At 72.2% G+C, this 20,007-nt stretch carries 12 protein-coding genes; 7 read left to right on the top strand and 5 right to left on the bottom strand.

Features of this window, described 5'->3' with window-relative positions:
• Nucleotides 1–4: 4 nt before the first annotated feature.
• Both KRR26_RS00865 and KRR26_RS00870 read right to left on the bottom strand, forming a co-directional pair.
• The gene (locus KRR26_RS00865; protein WP_328707034.1) at nucleotides 5–2,053 is read right to left on the bottom strand and encodes an FtsX-like permease family protein; all 2,049 of its coding nucleotides are present in this window, start codon (nucleotides 2,051–2,053) and stop codon (nucleotides 5–7) included.
• Between the two features lie 112 nt (nucleotides 2,054–2,165).
• Entirely contained in the window at nucleotides 2,166–6,179 is a 4,014-nt protein-coding gene (locus tag KRR26_RS00870; RefSeq protein WP_268905727.1) for an SDR family NAD(P)-dependent oxidoreductase, read from the bottom strand.
• Nucleotides 6,180–6,252: 73 nt separating this feature from the next.
• Here KRR26_RS00870 and KRR26_RS00875 point away from each other — a divergent pair, with 73 nt between their 5' ends.
• Both KRR26_RS00875 and KRR26_RS00880 read left to right on the top strand, forming a co-directional pair.
• Nucleotides 6,253–7,770, top strand: a complete 1,518-nt coding sequence (locus KRR26_RS00875) for a class I SAM-dependent methyltransferase (protein WP_217078895.1) — start codon at nucleotides 6,253–6,255, stop codon at nucleotides 7,768–7,770.
• Between the two features lie 121 nt (nucleotides 7,771–7,891).
• Entirely contained in the window at nucleotides 7,892–8,869 is a 978-nt protein-coding gene (locus KRR26_RS00880; protein WP_217078896.1) for a fatty acid desaturase, read from the top strand.
• Between the two features lie 13 nt (nucleotides 8,870–8,882).
• Here the strand turns inward: KRR26_RS00880 and KRR26_RS37560 are convergent, their stop codons facing one another.
• Genes KRR26_RS37560 through KRR26_RS00895 form a run of 3 tightly spaced genes read right to left on the bottom strand, consistent with a single transcriptional unit; the run spans nucleotide 8,883 to nucleotide 12,365 of the window.
• On the bottom strand, nucleotides 8,883–10,346 hold the full coding sequence (locus tag KRR26_RS37560; RefSeq protein ID WP_217078897.1) for a methyltransferase family protein: 1,464 nt from the start codon (nucleotides 10,344–10,346) through the stop codon (nucleotides 8,883–8,885).
• A gap of 58 nt (nucleotides 10,347–10,404) precedes the next feature.
• Nucleotides 10,405–11,430, bottom strand: a complete 1,026-nt coding sequence (locus KRR26_RS00890) for an ABC transporter permease (RefSeq protein WP_233576825.1) — start codon at nucleotides 11,428–11,430, stop codon at nucleotides 10,405–10,407.
• Entirely contained in the window at nucleotides 11,427–12,365 is a 939-nt protein-coding gene (locus tag KRR26_RS00895) for an ABC transporter ATP-binding protein (protein WP_217078898.1), read from the bottom strand. Before KRR26_RS00895 ends, KRR26_RS00890 begins: the two co-directional genes overlap by 4 nt.
• Nucleotides 12,366–12,468: 103 nt before the next feature.
• On the opposite strand from KRR26_RS00895, the gene KRR26_RS00900 reads away from it, so the two are divergent.
• The 5 genes from KRR26_RS00900 to KRR26_RS00920 all read left to right on the top strand — a co-directional run bounded on the left by KRR26_RS00900 (nucleotide 12,469) and on the right by KRR26_RS00920 (nucleotide 19,998).
• A complete protein-coding gene (locus KRR26_RS00900) occupies nucleotides 12,469–13,287 on the top strand; it encodes a lysophospholipid acyltransferase family protein (protein WP_328707035.1) in 819 nt (272 codons plus the stop codon).
• Nucleotides 13,284–14,219, top strand: coding sequence for an SDR family oxidoreductase (locus tag KRR26_RS00905; protein ID WP_120205289.1), 936 nt, complete (start codon nucleotides 13,284–13,286; stop codon nucleotides 14,217–14,219). The genes KRR26_RS00900 and KRR26_RS00905 overlap by 4 nt, the downstream gene beginning before the upstream one ends.
• Before the next feature lie 172 nt (nucleotides 14,220–14,391).
• Entirely contained in the window at nucleotides 14,392–15,618 is a 1,227-nt protein-coding gene (locus KRR26_RS00910; protein ID WP_217078900.1) for an endonuclease domain-containing protein, read from the top strand.
• Nucleotides 15,605–16,615, top strand: coding sequence for a hypothetical protein (locus KRR26_RS00915; RefSeq protein ID WP_217078901.1), 1,011 nt, complete (start codon nucleotides 15,605–15,607; stop codon nucleotides 16,613–16,615). The genes KRR26_RS00910 and KRR26_RS00915 overlap by 14 nt, the downstream gene beginning before the upstream one ends.
• 20 nt (nucleotides 16,616–16,635) lie before the next feature.
• Nucleotides 16,636–19,998: an ATP-binding protein gene (locus KRR26_RS00920; protein WP_217078902.1), complete on the top strand. Its 3,363-nt coding sequence runs from the start codon at nucleotides 16,636–16,638 to the stop codon at nucleotides 19,996–19,998.
• Nucleotides 19,999–20,007: the final 9 nt, after the last annotated feature.

Raw genomic sequence — 20,007 nt, forward strand, 5'->3', positions numbered from 1 at the left:
GCGTCTAGTCCTCGCTCCGCCGCATGGCCACACCGGGCGCCACCGAGCTGCCCCGCCACGCGGGCACCAGCGCGGACAGCACCACCACCGCCGTCACCCCGAGCACCACCACCGCCGTGGCGCTCGGCATCAGCTCGGGCCTCAGCACGGGGCCGCCCAGGAAGAACTGGAGCGCGCTGTTCTGGATGGCGATGCCCTGCCCGGTCCAGACCCGAAGCAGCCCCGCACCCACCAACGCGCCCACCACGCTGCCCGCGCCGCCCAACAGGAGCCCCTCCAGGAGCAGCGACGCGAAGACCTCGCTGCGCTGCATGCCCAGCGCCCGCAGGGTGCCCACCTCGCCCACGCGCTGCCTCGCGAGCAGCAGGAGCGTGCCCGCGGACACCAGCGCCACGAACAGCGCGAGCAAGAGCGCGAACAGGCTCAGCACCACCTGCGTCATCCCCACCAGCCCCGCGAGGATTCCGCCCGCCTCCTGCCACCCCACGCTGGCCAGCTCCACCTCGCCCGGCAGCGCCGCGATGCGGGGCGCCAGCTCCTCCGCCGAGGCCCCCGGCGCCAGCAGCACCGCGGCGTGCATGGCGCTGCCGTGATTCAGCTCGTCCTCGGTGAAGGTGTCGGGTGGCGCGCGCGCGCCTCGGAAGGAGAGCTGGGTCCCCGAGGACGTGGTGCGCGCTTCCCCCTCCACCACCTCGGGAGGCTGAAAGGCGTCCAGGGACTGTCGCCCCAAGGCTTCGTCCTTCTGCATGCCGAAGGTCTCCAGCAACTGCTGGGTCTCCGCGTTCTGCGCCCGCGTGAGTCGGCCCGAGAGCTGGCGCGCCGACACGAGGTCCACCAGGCTCACCGCGTTGGCTCGCCCGTCATCGCCCCCGAGGCCCTGGAAGCGGAACGTCCCCCACAGCCGCATCGGAATCGCCGGGCCCTGCTCCAGCGGATTGCGCAGGACGAGCGTGTCGCCCGGCCGCAGTCGGTAGAGCGGCAGGTGGGGCGCCAGCTCGGCATAGAACTGGCCGTAGCGCGCGTCGAAGTTCGCATCGTCCAAGGCCAGGAAGCGCGCCAGCAGCGCGGGCAGCTCCCCGTCGCCGCCCAGCACGCGGGCCAGCGCGGCCTGAAGCGCGGTGGCGCGCTCCACGTCCAGGCGCGCGAGCAGGTCCGGAATCTCCTCCGTGTTGCGCGTCACCAGGGTGCGCAGCCGCTCGTCTTCCGCGAAGGTGGCGCCGCGCTCCCGCTCGCGGTTCAGTTCGTCCAGCCGTGCCGCGATGGGCAGCTTGAAGCTCTGCTCGTAGGTCGCCTGTCCCATCAGGAGCCCACGCGCGCCCGCGGGAGGCAGCTGCCCGGTGACCAATTCGAAGCGAGGGAACGCACGCGCGAAGCGAGGCAGGTCCGTGCCCAGGTAGTCCACCGACAGCTCTTCGCCCTCGCCCGCCTGACGGGCCACCTTGTTCTCCAGCACCTCCAACACGTCCTGCGGGGACTCGGTGAAGTGCGCCCAGAAGGCGGGCATGGACGCGGCCCGGAGCGCGCTCAGGTCATCGGCGTCCACCGGGTCATCCACGAAGGCCTCGGTGCGACGACGCGAGTCGCGCGCCACACCCTCCAGGGTGCGCCGCAGGTCTTCCCCCAGGCGCCTGAGCCGCGCGTCGCGCTCCGCGGAAGCCGGCGCGCGCGACGCGGCACGCAGCACCGCCAGCTTGTCGTCCAGCGAGTTGCCCCGGAAGGTGGAGCCCATCCCCAGCTCCAACGGCACCACGTCGCGCACGCCCGGCAGCGCGCGCAGCGAGGACTCCGCGACGGCGTAGTCCGGCATGGGCACCAGCTCCGGAACGCCTCCGGGTCCCGGCACCACCGAAGGCGACTCGGGCGAGGACGCGACATAGACCTGGAGGTCCCCCGCCCCGCTCTCGATGAGGCTGCGCCGCGTGCCGTCATGGATGCTGCGCATGAGCGAGGCGCCCGGCGTCAGCAGCGCGGCGGCGCCGGCCGCCAGGAACCCCACCACCCAGCTCCGGGGTCGAGACACCACGCCTTGAAGAGTGAGCCACCACAGCGTCACGAGGACTCCTGAACCGGCGGCCACCGCCGTGCGACATCCACCATCGAGAGCGTCCGCTCACCCGCGGCGGACGGTACACCGACCCCAGAGACACGAGCCACCGCGCTCCGCCTTACGCGGAGGCCAGCGCTCGCAGCAGCAGATCCACCTGCGCATCGGTGAGCGAGGACACGTCCAACTCGGCCGGATCCACCACCTGGCGCACGTGTGCCGCCAGCGATGACGCCGTGGGATGTTCGAACAGCGCCGCCGGGCGCAGTCGCAGGCCCGTGCGGTCGTTGATGCGCGCCACCACCCGGTTGGCCATCAGCGAGCTGCCGCCCAACGAGAAGAAGTCCGAGGCGGCCCCCACGCCCGGCGCGCCGAGCACCTCGCGGAAGGCTTCCGACACCACCGTCTCGAACAGCCCCAACGGTCGCTCGGACTCCTCGCCGCGCGCTCGGGCGACGAGCGTCTCGCGGTTCACCGCGCCGTCGCTCCCCCGAGGCAGGGTGGACACGACATGTGGCACCACCGAGGGAGGCAACCCGAGCGCGTCCGGGGCGACTCCCGAGGCCGTGAGGAAGACATGGGCCGCGTCGAGCGCATCCCCCGCGCCCAACCCCGCCTTGCGCCAGGGCCAGGCGCGGGCCTCCACTCCCGCCAACAGGTGCGCGGGCCCATGCTCCGCGGCGAGCGACAACACGGCGAGGGCCTGCTTCGGCTCCAGCACGCGATAGCCCGGCGGCGCCGCGCCCACGCTGCGCGCCATTCCCGTATCGCGCACCTGACTGAGCGACACCGCCACGGCGGCGCGTCCGTCCGCCACGAGCTGCTCGGCCAACCGCTCGATGAAGCCCGACGCCGCGCAGTAGCCCGCGTGCAGGCCCGCGCCCAGCGTCCCCATCAGCGACGCGGTGAAGACGAGCACAGCGTCCGGGCGCTCACGCAGGGCCTCCGCGACCGCCAGCGCGCCGAGCACGTGCGCCGCGCCCCCGCGCACCAATCCCTCCGCGGACTCGTCAGCCAACGGCGAGGAGCCGAGCGTCCCCGCCAGATGGAAGGCTCCGTCACAGGGTTGACCAAAGTGCGCCTCGGCCTTCCGCACCGCCTCGCGGACCGCGGCGGCGTCCGTCACGTCCGCCTGGAGGGACAGCGCGGCTCCCGGCTCCGAGTCCTCCGCGCCCTCCCCGGCCGGACGCCGTCCCACCAGCACCAGCCGCGCCTCCAGCCCGCGACGCAGCAGCCGAGCCCAAGCGCGCCCCAGGCCGCCCTGCGCCCCTGTCACCAGGTAGAGCCCACCGCGCTTCAGCTTCCGAGGCGCCGTCAACGCCGGGGGCTGCCAGGGAGAGAACGCCCGCTCCCACCGGAGGCCGTCGCGCCAGGACACTTCGCGCGCCGCGTCCGGCTGCGTGAGCTCCCGAGCCACGCACCGAGCGGCCTCGCGTGCATCGCTCGGCGTCCACAGCATCCGCGGCACGAGCCCTGCGATTTCGGCAGCGCCAGACCACAGCAGCCCCGGCACCAGCATCGCGGCGGCCTCGGGCGAGGACGCCTTCTGGGCGTGCGTCGCCACCGCCCAGAGGCGAACAGGCGCGCGCTCCGCCCAGGGCGCCAGCGTCTGCATGGCGCGAAGCACGGGCGCGACGACCTCCGACAACGCCTCCGCCGACAGCCGCGACGCAGCTCCCTGCTCGACCGTCGAGGCCTCCGACGCGGCACGCGACGACGCGCTCACGGCGACCACCACGTCCTCGCACCGCAGGCCGCGCGCTCGCAAGAACTCCAGCGCGTTCCCCAGGTTCGCGACCTCCCCCGGCGCCACGCTCACGAGTTCGCGCGATGGCATCTCGGAGCGAAGCGCGTGGACGAGCGACCCCGGCGCGACGACGACCACCGGGCCGCGTGTCGCGCCCGACAGCTCCTGCTGTGGCCGAGGCAGCCAGCGCGCCACCGCGAGGCACGCGGGCAACGCGTCAGGCCCCCCCAACGCCTCCACCGCGCGGCGGCGCTCCTGGGTCAGCCCCCCCGTCTCGAACTGGCGGCGCATCTCGGTGCGCCCGCGCTTGCCCAGCTCCGTGCGCGGCACCTGGTGCTTCTCCACCGGAACCCAGTGCGCGACCTGGAACGACAGCTCGCGGGCCACGCGCTCCCGCAGCGCTCGCAACAGCTCGGGCAGGGGCGGCGCGTCCGGAGTCGGCACGAAGAAGAGGACAATCTCGTCCGTCCCCGCGTCCTCGCCGCGCGTGGGGCAGGCCACGGTGTACGAGGCCAACACCCCCGGGACCGACTCGACGACGACCTCGATGTCCTGGGGGTAGACGTTCTGGCCGTGGATGATGAGGATCTCCTTCTGCCGCCCCGCGATGCACATCTGGTCGCCGTCGAGCACCGCCAGGTCACCGGTGCGGAACCAGCCATCGCGCGTGAACGAGCGCGCGTTGAGGTCCCCGTCCTCCAGGTAGCCCGAGAGCACTTGCTCACCGCGAACCTGGAGGTGCCCCACCGTGCCCACGGGAACCACCGCGTCCGCGTCATCCACCACCCGAAGCGCCCCGCCGGGGAACGGCGGCCCCAGCGCCGTGGCGTGCTCGGTCGCCTGGGAGCGCACCCCGCGCGCGATGGTGAAGTACGAGGACGTCTCCGCCATGCCCCATGCCGGGCTCAACACCTCGGGCGTCAGGCCCACCGCGCGCAACGGCTCCACGAAGCGCTGCATCGTCACCGGCAACACCGGCTCACCGCCACACATGAGCGTGCGCACACGCGACAGGTCCCACGCGCGCCGCTCGCCTCTCTCGATGCGGTCCGCCACCAGCCCGTACGCGAAGTTGGGCGCCCAGCTCATCGTCCCGCCGAACTCCGTCAACACATCCAACCATCGCAGCGGATCCGCGAGGATGTGGTCGCGCGCCACCAGCACCTGGGGGACGTCCACCCTCAGCGCCGTCAGGTGGGGATTGCAGATGCTCGCCACGTGGTCCAGCGGCATCCACCCCACGACCCGGTCTCCAGGCAGGATCCACCCCCCCGCCACCATGCCCTCGCCCATGACCAGGAGGTTGTGGTGCGTCAGCACGATGCCCTTGGGCCGCCCCGTGCTGCCCGACGTGAAGGACAGCACCGCCGGTGACTGGGGCGTCGCATTGACGGGTGTGGCGAGGTCCGCGCCCGACAGCGACGACACCGCCACGGCCCGCAGCCCCTGCTGCGCCAACAGCTCCGCCAGCGACTCCGTCGTCACCACCCACGGGCGCTCGAGCCGCTCCACCACCGCGAGCAATCGGGCGAAGGTCGGGTGTGAGGTGTCGCGGCGAGGCGGCGGCGCCATGGGCGCGGGCACGCCCCCACCCAAGATGCAGGCCCAGAAGGCGCGCACGAAGTCGCCCGGATGCTCCAGGACGAGCACCACCCGGTCGCCGGGCCGAACGCCTCGCGCGAGCAAGCCGCCCCACAAGCGCAGCGCGTCGTCCCACAGGGCGGCGAGGGACAGCGTCTCGCGCCGCCCGTCCACGTCGATGAAGGTGAAGACCTGCTCGGGCGTCCGAGCAATGGCCTGACTCAGGAGCTCCACGAGCGTGGTGGGCGAACCGGGCGGCGCGCGCCGAGGTCCACCATCGATGAGGCTGAGGGGGCCGCTGGAGTCGCCGGCCGAAACAGCCCGAGGCGCCGCGACACCCGCGGCCGCGCGGGCCCGAGGCAACAGCTCCGCGGGCAACAGCGTGTCGAGCGGCGTGAAGGTCTCACGCGGCGCCCACGGTCCCGCGACGCCCACGGCCTCCACGCCGCGCTGGCGCAGCGACGCCTCCAGCCGCGCGAGCTGCGAGGACACCGGCGCCGGCAGGCGGGCCAGCGCCTCGCGGTCGACGTCACCGGAGGGGTACCGCGGGAGCGCGTCCACCAGCGCCACCTCGGGGGCCGCCGGGCCCAGGTGCTCGCGCAGCAGCGCGGTGAGAGCCTCGGCGCGGACCGCGCCAGTGGGCACCACCCAGACCACCGCATCGGGACCTTCGCCCACGGCGAAAGCATCCCGGACACGGGGATCCATCAGGAGGAGCGCCTCGGGGGGAGAGACCAGCGCGCACGAGTCCATGCGCCCATGGTAGCAGCGTGCGCCGCGGCTCGGAGCATCCACGAGGTTGCGCATGTGGGCCCGAAGGCCTCAAGCTGCGCGCTCCGCACGTGACGTCCCGTTTCTCCCCGACGAGGATTCCCACGCCATGACGGCCCCCTCCCGCGCCGAGCCCTCCTCCCTCGCGTCCTCTCTCCACTTCTGGGCGCGCAACGCCGCCAACGAATCCGCGCTCCTGCGCGCCGCTCTCCAACTGGGCCTCCTGGACGCCCTGCCCGTCACCGGCCAAGGCGCCCCCATCGAGCTGTCCCGACTGGTGGAGCGCCTCGGCACCTCCCCCCGCGGCCTGCGCTCGTTGCTCGAACTGCTGGTGGGTCTTGGCTTCGTGCGTCAGGAGCCCGTGCGCACCTTCGCCCTGGAGCCCGCCGTCGCCGCGCTGCTGGTGGATCCCCCCTTCCGCGCGCGCCTCCAAGCGGAGCTGCCCTGGTGGCGCCCCCTCGGGATGCTGGACGAGGCCGTGAAGCGCGGCGAGCCCGTGGAGCACGGCGGCCAGCGCTGGGACGTGCTCGACCACCTGCGCGAGCTGTTCCTCTCCCCCGCCCCAATCTCCGCCCTGCCCGGGGCGGAGGACTTCTTCGACCGCTTCGCCCGGAGCGCCGCGCGCACCCAGGTGCTCATCAGCGCCGCGCGGCTCGGCGTGCTGGAGGCGCTCGCCGCGTCCGCCCGCACGGTGCCCGAGCTGGGCGCCGCCACGTACATGAGCAGCACGGGCCTGAGGATGTTGCTCGAGGTCCTGGAGCACCTGGGCCTCAGCGCGCCGGGCAACGGCGGCACCTGGGGCCTGTCCCCCGAGGCCAGCCAGCTCGTGGCGGGCAAGGCGCTGCCCTACCTGGTGCGCTCGATGTCCGTGTCCGCGCAGTACACCGAGGCGCTGGGCGCCTTGGATGAAACGGTGCGCACCGAGCGCTTCATCCTCGACCTGAAGGACCCGGAGGTGAGCCGGCGCTTCTACGCGGACAACTCCACTCAAATCACCGAGGTGTTCGTCTCGCACCTCAAGCTGAGCCTCCGCGCGGCGCAGACGGTGGCCCAGGCTCGTCCGCTGGAGGGAGCGCGCGTGCTGGACATCGGCACGGGCTCGGGCGTGTGGGGTGGAGCGTTCGCCCGCGCCACGCCCACCACGCACGTGACGTACTTCGACCAGGAGGTGGTGCTGGAGCAGGTGCGCCGCAACGTGACGAACATCCTCAAGGTGTCGAGCCGGGCGCGCTTCTGGCCCGGCAACCTCTTCGAGCAGGACTTCGGCGAAGCGGAGTTCGACGTCATCATCCTGCCCCAGGTGCTGAACGTCCTCCGCCCCGAGGGCCTGCCCGACATCTTCTCCCGCGTGGCGCGCGCGCTCAGGCCCGATGGCCTGCTCGTCATCGCCGAGTACGTGTTGAACGAGCGCCGCGACGGTCCCCTGGACCATCTCTACTTCGGCCTGCGCCGCTTCCTCACCAACGAGGGCGACCTCCTGACCGCGTCCGAGTACGCGGCGCTGCTGTCGGACGTGGGGCTCACCCGCTCGGTCTGCATTCCGCTGCCCACCCAGGAGCTCATCCTCGCGGCGCGGCCTGGGGTGACGTTGCCCACCCAGCTCGCGCCACCGCCCACCGCCGCATGACAACGCAGCGCGCCGCGACGGTGACGTCGGCGCGAACGTGCCGCACCGGCTTGCCCCCGGCTTCTCCCGCCCGCTAGCGTCTGCTGCTCCCGGCCTTCTCCCGTCTTTGCCAGGTCTCCCCATGTACGCCGTGCCGAAGGTGGACACACTCGGCCTGCCCGGCGCAGGCGCCACGCCCGACGTCAGCCCACGCGCGGGCTCCGTCAGCGCGCGCCTGAGAGCCGAGTACGCACGCGAAGTGGCCGCCCTCCCGCAGCCCGCGCAGTCGGTGCCCGGCGCGCTCGTGGACCTGGGAGGGCATGTCGCGTTGGGTGTGGGCGCAGCGCTCGCGTGTCACGCGCTGATGGCAGCGGCCCCCGTGGCGGGCTGGGCGCTCTACCCGCTGGTGGCCCTCTTCATCGCCACGCGGTTTCGCGCGGTGGGCAACATGCTCCACGAGGCGTCCCACGGCATCCTCGTGCGCGGCAAGCGCAACAACCGGCGCCTGGGACAACTGCTGGCGGTGCTGGACTTCACCTCGCTGGAGACCTACGCGCGCGAGCACTTCACACACCACCTGCACCTGGGCCACCCGGAGAAGGACCTGGACTTCGTGCCGCGCCAGCGCTTCGGCTTCGCGGACGCCACGCGCCCCTTCGTGCGCGACCACCTGCTGCGGCCGCTGCTGCTCGTGCAGCTCCCGTCCTTCGTCCGGCCGCTCGTCTTCCACCGCCAGGACTCCGGCTGGGTGCGCGTGGGCCGGCTCGCCTATGTCGCGGGCCTCCTCGCGCTGGCGCACTGGGGCGTGGGCTGGCGGGCCTTCTGCCTCTTCTTCCTGTTGCCGTGGGGCGTGCTGTATCAGGTCGTGCGCTACTGGTCCGACGCCATGGACCACGCCGGCATCATCGGCGCTCCGGATGAGTTCCACCGCGCGCGCAATCACATCTTCGCGTGGGGCTGGCTCAACCGCCTGCTCTTCCCCCGCGAGGACCAGTACCACCTGACGCACCACCTCTTCCCCGCGGTGCCCACGGCGCACCAGGGACGCGTGCACCAGTTGCTGCTGCTCGACGCGGACTACGCGGCGCGCGACCACTCGGTGGCCGCGCTGCTGTCCTGAGACGTCCTCCCGCTCAGCCTGCGTCGGGCCAGGGCACGTCGCCCCGGTGCGCGATGACGACCTGCTGGATGGGCATGTCGAAGGCGCGGCACGCCCCCAGCCCCACGGGCTCCAGGTGCGCGCGGAACTCGGGCAGGGACAGCACGTCGCCCTCGTTCGATACGTACCGGCGCAGCGCGAAGTACAGCGCGTCGAGCGGGCCATCGCGCCGGTCCGTCAGCAGGTAGCCGGAGATGAGCAGCAGGCCGCGGGGTTTGAGCGCGCGCGCCATCCGCGCGAAGAAGTGCGGCAACTCCGGGGCTGGGAGCGCGGGGATGATCTGCGGCAGGAGGATGACGTCGTAGGCGCTCGGCTCCAACTCCACCGTGAGGCAGTCCCCCGCCCACAGCCGCGAGCGCGCCTCCAGTTTGAACCGCGCGAGGTGCGGCTTCACCGCGTCCAGCACGTGCGGCGAGTCGAGGTACGTCACCTGCGTGGACGGGTCCACCAACCCGAAGGCCGCGCCCCACACGCCCGAGCCCGTGCCCACGTCCAACACCGTCGCCCCTTCGAGCGAACGCATGCGCAGCGCCAACGCGGCGGCCTGCCGGCTCAGTCGCAGGTGCGACTTGAAGATGCCGGAGATGCGCGAGGCGTTCTCCTGGTAGATGCGCCGCGCCACCTCGGGGTCGCGAAGGTCCAGGCGGAAGCGCGCCTCGCGGACCGCCTCGTCCAGATGGCCCAGCGCCTCCCAATAGGCCTGCGTGGCCGGCAGCGCTCGCTCGAAGTACGGCAGGCCCTCCGCGTCCAACATCCGCGCGGCATCCGGCGTGAAGCGGAACTCCGCACCCGACGTCGCCACGATGCCCATGGTCGCGAGCACGTCCAGCAACACGCGCAGCGACTCGGGCCGAGCCTCCGTGACGTGCGCGAGGGCCTCCAGCGTCCCGGGCCCGGTCGACAGCCGCCCCAGCAACCCCAGCCGAGACGCCGCCATCAGCGCCTGTGTCCGCAGGCTGTTGCGCACGGCGCGGTCCTCGTAGTCCTCCGAGCTCCCTTCGGTCGCGGGCCCCACGGACGCGAAGGCCTCGCGAAACCACGCCACCAGCTCCGACTCCGTCCCGGTCCGCAGCGCGTCCGCCAGGCGAGGCGTCTGCGTCCAGAAACGGCGTGCCCGCTCCAACCGCGCCAGGAAGTCCGGCGCGCGCAGGAACGCGGCCCGAGCTGCCAGCGCATAGCCCTGGCCCGGCGTGAAGCACACGAAGCCCAGCGCGACCATCGGCTCCACCACCGCGCGCACGCCCCGAGGCTTCGAGCCCGAGCGCGCCGCGAGCGTCTCCAAGGACACGGGCGCGGAGCCCTCGTCCGGCAGGTGCGCGAAGAGGCCGAGCGCGGGCGCGGCGAGCAGCGCGGCGGACTCGTTGCTCGCGTCGCGGGCCCAGAAGTTGAGGCGCCGGACGAAGTCGGGGGGAGGTGCGGAGGCAGCGGGCTCGCTCACGAGAGACTCCTGTCGGTGCGATGGGGAGAGCGTCGAGGGGAGAGACGAAGCGGCGGGCTCATACCCACCGGAAGAAGCGAAGGGCGCCCGCGTAGAAGACCACGGACCATGCGAGCAGCACGGCCAGCGGCACCGCCAGCGTGGTCAGCCCCGCGCCTTCCAACATGATGCCGCGCAGGGCTGCGTTGAGAGGCGTAAGCGGCAGCGCCTCGATGAGCGGCCGGGCCCAACCCGGCAGCCGCTCCAGCGGGAAGAAGACGCCCGAGAGGAACACCATGGGGAGCGTGACGACGTTGAAGACGCCGTTGGCGGACTCATCGCTGTCGATGCGGCTGGCGGCGAAGAGCCCCAACCCGCCAAAGCACGTGGCACCGAGCAGCACGACGCCCGCGAAGGCCAGGTAGCTGCCCACCATGGGCACGCCATACGCGAGCCGGGCGAAGGCGCAGAAGAAGACCATCTCCAGCAACGCGAACACACCCCGCGCGAGCGCGAAGGCGGCGAAGAAGTGCCCCCTCCGCATGGGCGTGGCGCCCAACCGCTTGAGCAGCTTGCCGCCCCGCATGATGACCAGCGGCAGCGCCATGGTCCACACGCTGGTCGACATCAACGACAGGCCCAGGAGCCCCGGGATGAGGAAGTCCACGTAGCGGCTGCCCGGCTCGGACACGGGCGTGGCGCGCAGCCGCTTGCGGTCCGCAGAGGGAGGAGACAACGCGGACTCCACCAGCAGCCGCGCGGACCGGCCCTCCGGGCGACTCGGATCCACGCGCAGCTCCAGCGCGGGGCCCGGCACGAGCACCATCGCCACCTTGCCCTGGCTGAGCTGTCGGTGCGCCTCCTCGGCCGTCAGGCGCAGCACGGCCAGCTCGGGCTCCGTGGCCAATCGCTCGGCCAGCGCCTGCGCGCCCGCTCCGTCCACGATGGCGACCTTCACCGGCCCCAGCACGTCGCGCTCGAAGGCGGTGCCCAGCACCATGGACACCACCACGGGGAAGACGAACGTCCAGAAGAGCACGCCCGGGTTGCGCCACAGCAAGCGCAGGCGCATGAGCAGCAACTGCACGAGGGGATTCGTCCTCACGCCGCCTTCTCCTTCTCGTCGCGCAGCGAGCGACCGGTGAGCCCCAGGAAGACGTCATCCAGCGTGGGGCGCCGCGTGGACAGGTGCCGCAGCGTGCCGCCCACGCCCTCCACCTCGCGCAGCACCGCGGGCAGCGCTCGGTGCAGTTCCCCCACGCGCAACAGCAGCCGCCCGTCCTGCCGCTGCACCGCCACCACCGAGGGCACCTCGCTCAGCCGCGCGTCCGACGGCGCGGGCTCCGCCTCCAGCTCGATGACCTGCCCCGCGCCCAGCGACGCGATCATCTCCTGGGGCGTCCCGCGCGCGATGACGCGGCCTCGGTCGATGATGATCAACCGGTCGCAGAGCACCTCGGCCTCTTCCATGTAGTGGGTCGTCAGCACCACCGTGCAGCCGCGCGCCTTGAGCCCCGCCACCACGTCCCACAGCGCCCGGCGCGACTGCGGGTCCAACCCCGTGGTGGGCTCGTCCAGGAAGAGCAGCTCCGGGTCCCCCACCAGCGCCACCGCCACCGCGAGCCGCTGGCGCTGCCCGCCCGACAGCGTGCCCACCCGCGCGCGGGCCTTCTCCTCCAGGTGGACCCGCGCGATGGCCTCGTCCACGGGAAGCGGCCGCGCGTAGAAGGACGCGAACAGCTCCACCGTCTCGCGCACGGTGAGCAGGTCCACCAACCGCGTCTCCTGGAGCGCCAACCCCACGCGTTGCCGCAGCGCGTCCGCGTCCGTCGCCCACGCGCGGCCCAGCACCCGCACCTCGCCAGCCGTGGGAACTTGCAGTCCCTCCAGGATTTCGAGCGTCGTCGTCTTGCCCGCGCCGTTGGGGCCGAGCAGCCCCACGCACTCGCCTCGGCGGATGGACAGGTCAATGCCGTCCAGCGCGACCAGGTCGCCAAAGCGCTTGAACAGGCCCTTCACGTCGATGGCCAGCAGGTCCATGGGGAGAGAACCAGGTGGGGAGAGGCCCCGAGTATGGCCCAGCCCGCGACGGGCGCCCACCGCCCTGTGCGTGCAAACGCGCGGGCAGTGGTACGGTGCGCGGGTGTCCCTGGACGACTCTCTCGCGGCGCGGGTGGAACGGCTGGAGCTGCCGTTCAACGAGTACGGCGTGGACCCGTACGGCATCTCCAAGAAGCACCTGAAGCTGGCGCTGGAGGCCTTCGGCCTCCTGTACCGCCACTACTTCCGCGTGCGCTGCGTGGGCGCGCAACACATCCCCCCGCGCGGGCGGGCCATGCTGGTGGGCAACCACTCCGGCGGCGTCGCCGTGGATGGGGCCATGGTGCTCACCTCCACCCTGCTGGAGATGAACCCGCCCCGGCTCTCCCAGGGCATGGTCGAGCGCTTCATCCACAAGTTCCCCGTGGCCTCGCTCTGGGCCAGCCGCACCGGCCAGTTCACCGGCCTGCCCGAGCACGCCCGGCGGCTGCTCGAGGATGACCGGCTCCTGATGATCTTCCCCGAGGGCGCGCGCGGCACCGCCAAGCTGTTCCGCGACCGCTACTCGCTCGTGGACTTCGGCACGGGCTTCATGCGGATGGCGCTGCAGACGCGCTCGCCCATCGTCCCGTTCGCGTTCCTGGGCGGCGGCTCGGCCATCCCCACCATCTTCAACGCCTACGCACTGGGTCGGCTGCTCGGCGTTCCATATGTGCCGCTCACGCCCTACCTGCTGCCCGTCCCCCTCCCCGTCCGACTGGAAATCCACTATGGCGAGCCGCTCCATTTCCAGGGCACCGGCGACGAGGAAGACCATGTCATCGAGGGCTACGTGCAGCAGGTGAAACAAGCCATCACCCGGCTCATCGAGACGGGCCGCCAGGAGCGGCAGCACCGCCGCGAGCAGGGGCTGCTGCCATGAGGGTGCTCATCCTGGGCATCGCGGGCGGCATCGCGCGCAAGCTGGCGCTGCGCCTGCACGCGGCCGGGCACGAAGTGGTGGGCATCGACGTGCGCCCCTGGCACGACGCGCCCGAGGGCATCGAGGTGCACCGGGTGGACGTGCGCAAGCGCGCCGCCGAGGACGTCTTCCGCCGCCGCCGCCCCGAGGCCGTGGTGCACATGGCCACCGTGACGGCCTTCACCGTGCGCGGCGGCGAGCGCGGGCGCATCAACCTGGATGGCACCAAGGCGGTGTTCGACCACTGCGCCACCCACGGCGTGAAGCAGGTCGTCTTCGTCGGCCGCCACACCTTCTACGGCGCGGCGGCGGACTCGCCCCTGTACCACTCCGAGGACGAGCCTCCCCGCGCGCTGGAGTCCATCCCCGAGCTGGCGGACCTGGTGGCCGCGGACCTGTACGCGGCGACGGCGCTGTGGCGGCTGCCGCAGATGACCACCGCGGTGCTGCGGCTCGTCTACACGCTGGGCACACCGGGCACGGGCACGCTGGCCACGTTCCTGCGCGGCCGTCGCGTGCCCATGGTGCTGGGGTACGACCCGCTGTTCCATGTCCTCCAGGAAGAGGACGTGGTGACGGCGCTGCACCTCGCGCTGGAGAAGCAGCTGCGCGGCATCTTCAACGTCGCGGGGCCGCCGCCCATCCCGCTGTCCGTCATCATCAAGGGCACGGGCCGCACGCCGGTGCCGCTGCCCGCGCCGGTGCTCTCGCTCATTCTGGGCCGCGCGGGGCTGCCTCGACTGAGCGTGGGCGCGGTGGACCACCTGCGCCACCCCATCGTCCTCGACAACCGCCGCTTCCTGGACGCCACGGGCTTCCAGTACTCGTACGACGAGGGCCGCATCCTCCGCGCCTACGCGGATGCCCTGCCGGTGGACCGCACCGGGCGCTGACCTGGCACGGCGGACACCCGCCCCCGGTTCGTGACGACCCCCTGCCAGGGGTCCACTTCTGGAAACGACCCAAGCCACCGGGTCTCCCCCTCGCTTGATTCCCATGGATTCCTGGGAGCAGGCTCGGCATCGCGCGGCGGGCCTCCGCCGCCCGACCCGTGGGGGAGTTCGCTTGTCGCCGCCGGTGGAAGCCGCGCTGCTCGATGCCTTGGATCGCCAGGCACGCCGACGCGCGGAGGGAGTCGCCACGCTGAGCGTCCTCGCGGGCCCGCTCGGGTCCGGCGCGGCGCTGTGGTCTCGCTGGGCGGAGCGACAAGGTCGGCGCGTCGTCGTCACCGACGCCGAGGATCCGCGCTCGGCCGCGCTCGATTGGGCCCGAGCGCTCTCGGCGGAGCGAGACCTGGGCGCGGACGCCGAAGCGCTCGCGACCTTCGCGCTCACGGCCGCGCACCCGCGCCACGCCCCCTCCTTCGCGGGCAAGACGCCGCATGAGCGCCGCGTCCTTCTGGACGCGCTGCCCCCTCCGGCACTGCCCGAGTTCACCTGGGCGCTGTGTCGCCAGCTCATCGAGCAGCGCCCCTCGTTCGACCCCGGCACGCTGCCGCCTCCCGTGCGAGAGGCACTCCGCCGAGAGCCCCACGCGGCGCTGCAGGCCCTGGAGGCCCTCGTGCCCGCGAGGCATCTGCCCGCGCTCCGCTGCCGCGCCGGAGCATCCCCCACCCTCTGGGGCCTGCAGTCCGCCGCCGCCCTGTGCCTCGCGGCGCCGATGCTGCCGCTGGCGTGCACGGTGGAGCCTGACGCGCTCGACGCCTTCCTGCGGGGGCGGGAGTCCCAGGTGCTCGCCGTCGCGCGCGAAGGGCGGCTGGACCTGGGGGCCCCCGTGCCCACCCCCGTCGCCGCCGCGGCCGACGCGGCCATGGCGCTCCACGGCCGACTCGCGCGCGAGCAAGCCCCCGACGCGAAGCGCGTGCTCCACGCGGAGGCAGCGCGGGCCGTCCTGTCCGGAGCCCCCGGAACGCCCGAGGAGTTCGCGCGAAGCAAGGCCGAGCAATTCCTCGCCGAGTGCCTTCGTGGCCGCCCCGCCACCGCGGGGCTGTTCCAGCTCAACCAGCGCCTCCAGCTCGCGGGGGAGGAGCGCGCGTGGGAGGTGGACCTGCTGTGCCGCGAGTGGCGGCTCGCCGTGGAGATTGACGGCTACTTCCACTTCCTCGACGCGGAGCGCTTCCGTCGGGATCGCCGCAAGGACCTCGCGCTCCAGCGCGCGGGTTACTGGGTGGTCCGCGTGCTCGCCGAGGACGTGGTGTCTCGCGCCGAGGACATCCTCGACACCTTGGAATCCCTCATCGCCGCCCGCCAGCGTGACGCCGTCGGGCAGGAGGCCGCTCATGGACGCCGCTGACACCCGACTGGAGGGACTCGCCCTCGCCTGGCTCGCCACCCGAAGCAGCCGTCCCGGCACGCGCAAGGAGCTGGCGGACGCGTTGCACCCCTTCGTCGAGCACCGCTGGAGTCGCGCGGAGTGGGCGCGGCGCTACGAGACCCTCGTGGACACGATGCTCGCGGACGCGCTGGTGCAGCCGCGCTCGCGCCAGGGACTCACCCTGACGCCCGACGGGCGCAAGCGGGCCCTCCAGTTCCTCGGCGTGGATTCACCCCGGGGCCTCACGTGGAAGAGACTCAAGCAACAGCACCTGATGGCGCGGAGCCTGGAGCTGCCCGCGTCCAAGGCCGTGCTGACGAAGCTGGCGAACGCGGATGGAATGCGCGCCGCGCTCCTCAAGCGAGAGCACGCCGTGGAAGGACCGGACGCGCCCACGCTCGCGCAGGTGCGAGACCGGCTGCTGTGGCGCAGCCTGGGCGTGGAGACCGACAGGCCCTTCACCCTGGCCGCGGTGCAGGCGCACCTCCTGAGTTCGCTCCTGGAGCTGGAGGTCGCTCAACCGCGCCGAGCCTTGGAGCAGCTCGCGGCCCGAGCCGCGGGCGCGGCGCGCGCGGACGCCGAAGCGCTGCGACTCGCGCTGCTGCGCGGTTGGCTGATGGCGGACGCCACCGAGGCCGCGCCCCGCCCCACCGCGCCGCCGCCCGAGGAACCCAGGCCCACGGCCCCCGAGCCCACCTCGGCGAGAACCTCGTTCGCGGAGCACCTGCTGGCGGTCGCGCGCGCGCTGCCCACCGGACGCTACGGAGACAACAAGGTGTTCATCTCCCACGTCTGGCGAGCCCTCCAGCCCGAGTGGCCCAACCGCGAGGCCTTCGATGAGGCCCTGCTGGAAGCCAACCGCGCAAGACAGCTCTCCCTGAGCCGCGCGGACCTCGTGTCCGCGATGGACCCCACGGACGTGTCCGAGTCCGAAGTGCGCGCGCTCGGCGCCAGCTTTCACTTCGTCGTCATCTAGCCCGAGGTCCGCGAATCCCCATGGCCACCGATGCTCGACTGACTGCCTTCCTCACTGACGGCTGCGAGGTCTTCAGCAGCGTCCAGCAGGGACAAGCCCTCTGGCAGCCCGACCCCTTCGACGTCGAGTCGATGAACGCGCAGGCCCGCCGCGCCTTCGAGCGACTCGTCCAACGCGCCACGCGCCGCGCCCCGCCCCCGGACTCCGGCAAGCTCCTGCTCGTCCTGGGCGAGTCCGGCAGCGGGAAGACACACCTGGTCCGGGCGTTCCGGAACGGCGTGCACGGCAAGCAGCAGGGCTATGTCGGCTACGTGCCCATGACGGTGGACGCGGCCCACTACGACCGGCATGTGCTGTCCAATCTCATCACGTCGCTGGACCACAGCTATGCCAGCGACCAAGGGGAGGACTCCGGGCTCACGCGGCTGTCCGACGCGATGATGAAGCGCTGCTCCAGCGCCTTCGCGCCCCTCATCCCCGCGGAGCAGATCCTCGACGAGGAGGAGCTGCACGGCGTCATCCACTCCGTCGCGGATGAGCTGCACGCCGACCCGAACTTCAGCGCGGTGGACGTGAGCCTCCTGCGCGCGCTGCTCTACTTGCAGCGCCGAGACGCGCGCTTCCATCACCGCGTGCTCCAGTGGCTGCGCTGCGAGGACCTGTCCCCCGCGGACCGCAAGGTGCTGGGGGAGCTGGTGCCCCGCACGGCGGACGATGACCCGGGCCGCATGATGGAGCACCTGGGCCTGTTGATGGGTGTGCTGGGTCAGGCGCTCGTCATCTGCGTGGACCAGATGGAGGACATCAGCGACTTCGAGCAGAACCCTCGGATGGAGCCCTCCTGCCGCCGAGCGATGAGCTCGCTGGCCGCGCTGGCCGGGCGCGTGCCCACGGCGGTGGTGGTCGTCTGCTGCCTCACCGACTTCTGGACCAAGATGCGCGCCCAGCTCAATCAGGCGATGATCGACCGGATCGAGAACGACCCAGAGCCCGTGGAGCTGGACCGGCTGGTGAGCGCCGCCACGGCGCGGGACATCGCCGCGCGGCGGCTGAGCGCGCTGTATGCGCAGCGCCAGGCGAAGCCAGACGCAGCGGATCCGACATACCCCTTCCCCGTGCAAGGCTTCGAGAAGCTCGCCGGCTTCCGCGCCCGCGACGTGCTGAACGAGTGCCGCCGCTACCGGGACCGCGCCATCCAGGACGGCAAGCTGCCCGAGACCTTCCCGCTGGTCCGCCCTGCGCGCCCCGGAACCGAGCACCCGCTCACGCCCCCCGTGACGCCCTCGCCGCTCGGGCAGGTGTGGATCGACTTCAAGGCCAACTTCAAGGCGCAGGTCCCGGATCAGAGCGCGGACATCGCCGCGCTGCTCGCGTGGGCCATCGAGTTGGGCGGCCATGAGCTGGGCGGCCCGCCACGCTTCGCGGTCCGCGCGCGGGATGGCGAGTCACTCGAGGTCTTCGAGAAGCCCGCGGGCCGCGAGCTGTTCGTCGCGCTGTGCAACAAGTCCTCACGAGGCGGGCACCTGTCGAAGCAGATGGCCGAAGCGCTGCGCGCCGCCGCGGGCAAGGTCCCCATCCTGGTGCGCACCACGGACTTCCCCTCGACGCTGGGCAATCAAGTGGCGGAGCAGACCTCGCTCCTGCTGAAGCGAGGGGGCCGGCGCGCGGTCATCGCCGACAGCGACATGCGCGAACTCGTGGCCCTGCAAGCCTTCCGGCAAGCACACCCCGAGCAAGCCTTCCTGGACTGGACCCGCCAGTCACAACCCATCACCCGGTTGAAGTCCATCAGCGACATGCTCGGGCTGGAGAGGCTCGCGGGGCAGTCCGGAGCCCAGGCCGCGGCGCGCGCCCCCGCCCCGACCACCAAGCGCGCGGACGTGCAGGTTTTCGAGCAGCAACGCGGCACGTTCGGCAAGCCCCCCGGCCTCACCCCCAACACGAGGCGCCCCGACGCCGCGCCTCGCTCGCCACAGGATTTGGATGAGGTCGCGTTCTCGGGGGACTTCGAAGCCATGGGGCACATGCTGACGTCGCATCCCCCCGAGCCGCGCAAGCCACACTCCGACTCCACACCGGTCATCAATCAACCCATCGCGAGAATCCCGCTGCCGGACCTCGTCACGGGTCCGCTCCAGTTGGGCGTCACCGAGGGCCTCCTCTCCGAGCCCCTCACGATGGACGTGGAAGACCTGACGCGGCACTGCGCCTTCCTGGGCGGAACGGGCAGCGGCAAGACGACGCTGGCGCTCAGCGTGGTGGAGCAGCTCCTGCTGCAAGGCATCCCCGCGCTGCTGCTGGACCGCAAGGGCGACCTCGCCTCCTACGCGAAGGATGAAGCGTGGCGGGAGAAGCTGGACGTCCCCTTCCTCGAGGAGCGGCGCCGGCTGCTGCGTGAGCGCGTGGACGTGGCGCTCTACACCCCGGGCCGCTCGGATGGACGTCCACTGGCCATGCCCCTGGTGCCACGCGGCCTGGAGCAACTCCCTCCCGAGGAACAGGAGCAGGGACTGCAACAAGCGGCGGACGCGCTCGCGAGCATGCTGGAGTACAAGAACAATCCCCGAGACCGAGCCTCCCGCGCGCTCCTGTCGCAAGCCATCCGCCTGCTGACCCATCGCGCGCCGCAGCGAGAACTGTCGCTGGGGATGATTCATGAGCTCGTGGAGTCGATGGACCCCACGCTCGTCCAGGAGGCCAAGGGCCTGGACCCCAAGTTGTTCCCCAAGCTCAGCCAGGACATCGCCACGCTGCGCATGAACAAGCGCACGCTGCTGTCCAGCACGGGCGAGAAGCTGGACCTGGAGGAACTGCTGGGCCGAGGCCCGGGTGCCAACTCGGGGCGCACGCGGCTGAGCATCGTCAGCACCAAGTTCCTGGGCGACACCCCCAACGTCCTCTTCTGGGTCTCCCAGTTGCTCCAGGAAGCGAACCGCTGGGCGAGCCAGCATCCCTCGCCGCGCCTCCAGGCCACGATCCTCTTCGACGAGGCGGACCTGTACCTGCCGGCCGTGGGCGTACCCGCGACGAAGCCGCCCATGGAGAACCTGCTCCGGCGGGCGCGCTCGGCGGGCGTGGGCGTGCTCCTGGCGACGCAGAGCCCTGGCGACTTCGACTACAAGTGCCGCGAGAACGTGCGCACCTGGTTCGTCGGCTGCGTGCGAGAGGAGCGCGCCATCGGGAAGCTGCGGCCCATGTTCTCCGAGGCCAAGGTGGATGCATCCCAGACCCTCCCGCCGCAGCGGCAGGGGCAGTTCCACCTGCTGCGCGACGGGCAGGTGCGCAAGCTCAAGGCGGACCGCAGCGTCATGCGCACCGAGCAGCTCCCCGAGGATGAAATCCTCCGGCTTGCTCGGCGGACCCAGGAGCGACAGGGCAAGTAGCGCGGCGGG

The sequence above is a fragment of the Citreicoccus inhibens genome, from assembly GCF_019039035.1.
Lineage (GTDB): Bacteria > Myxococcota > Myxococcia > Myxococcales > Myxococcaceae > Citreicoccus > Citreicoccus inhibens.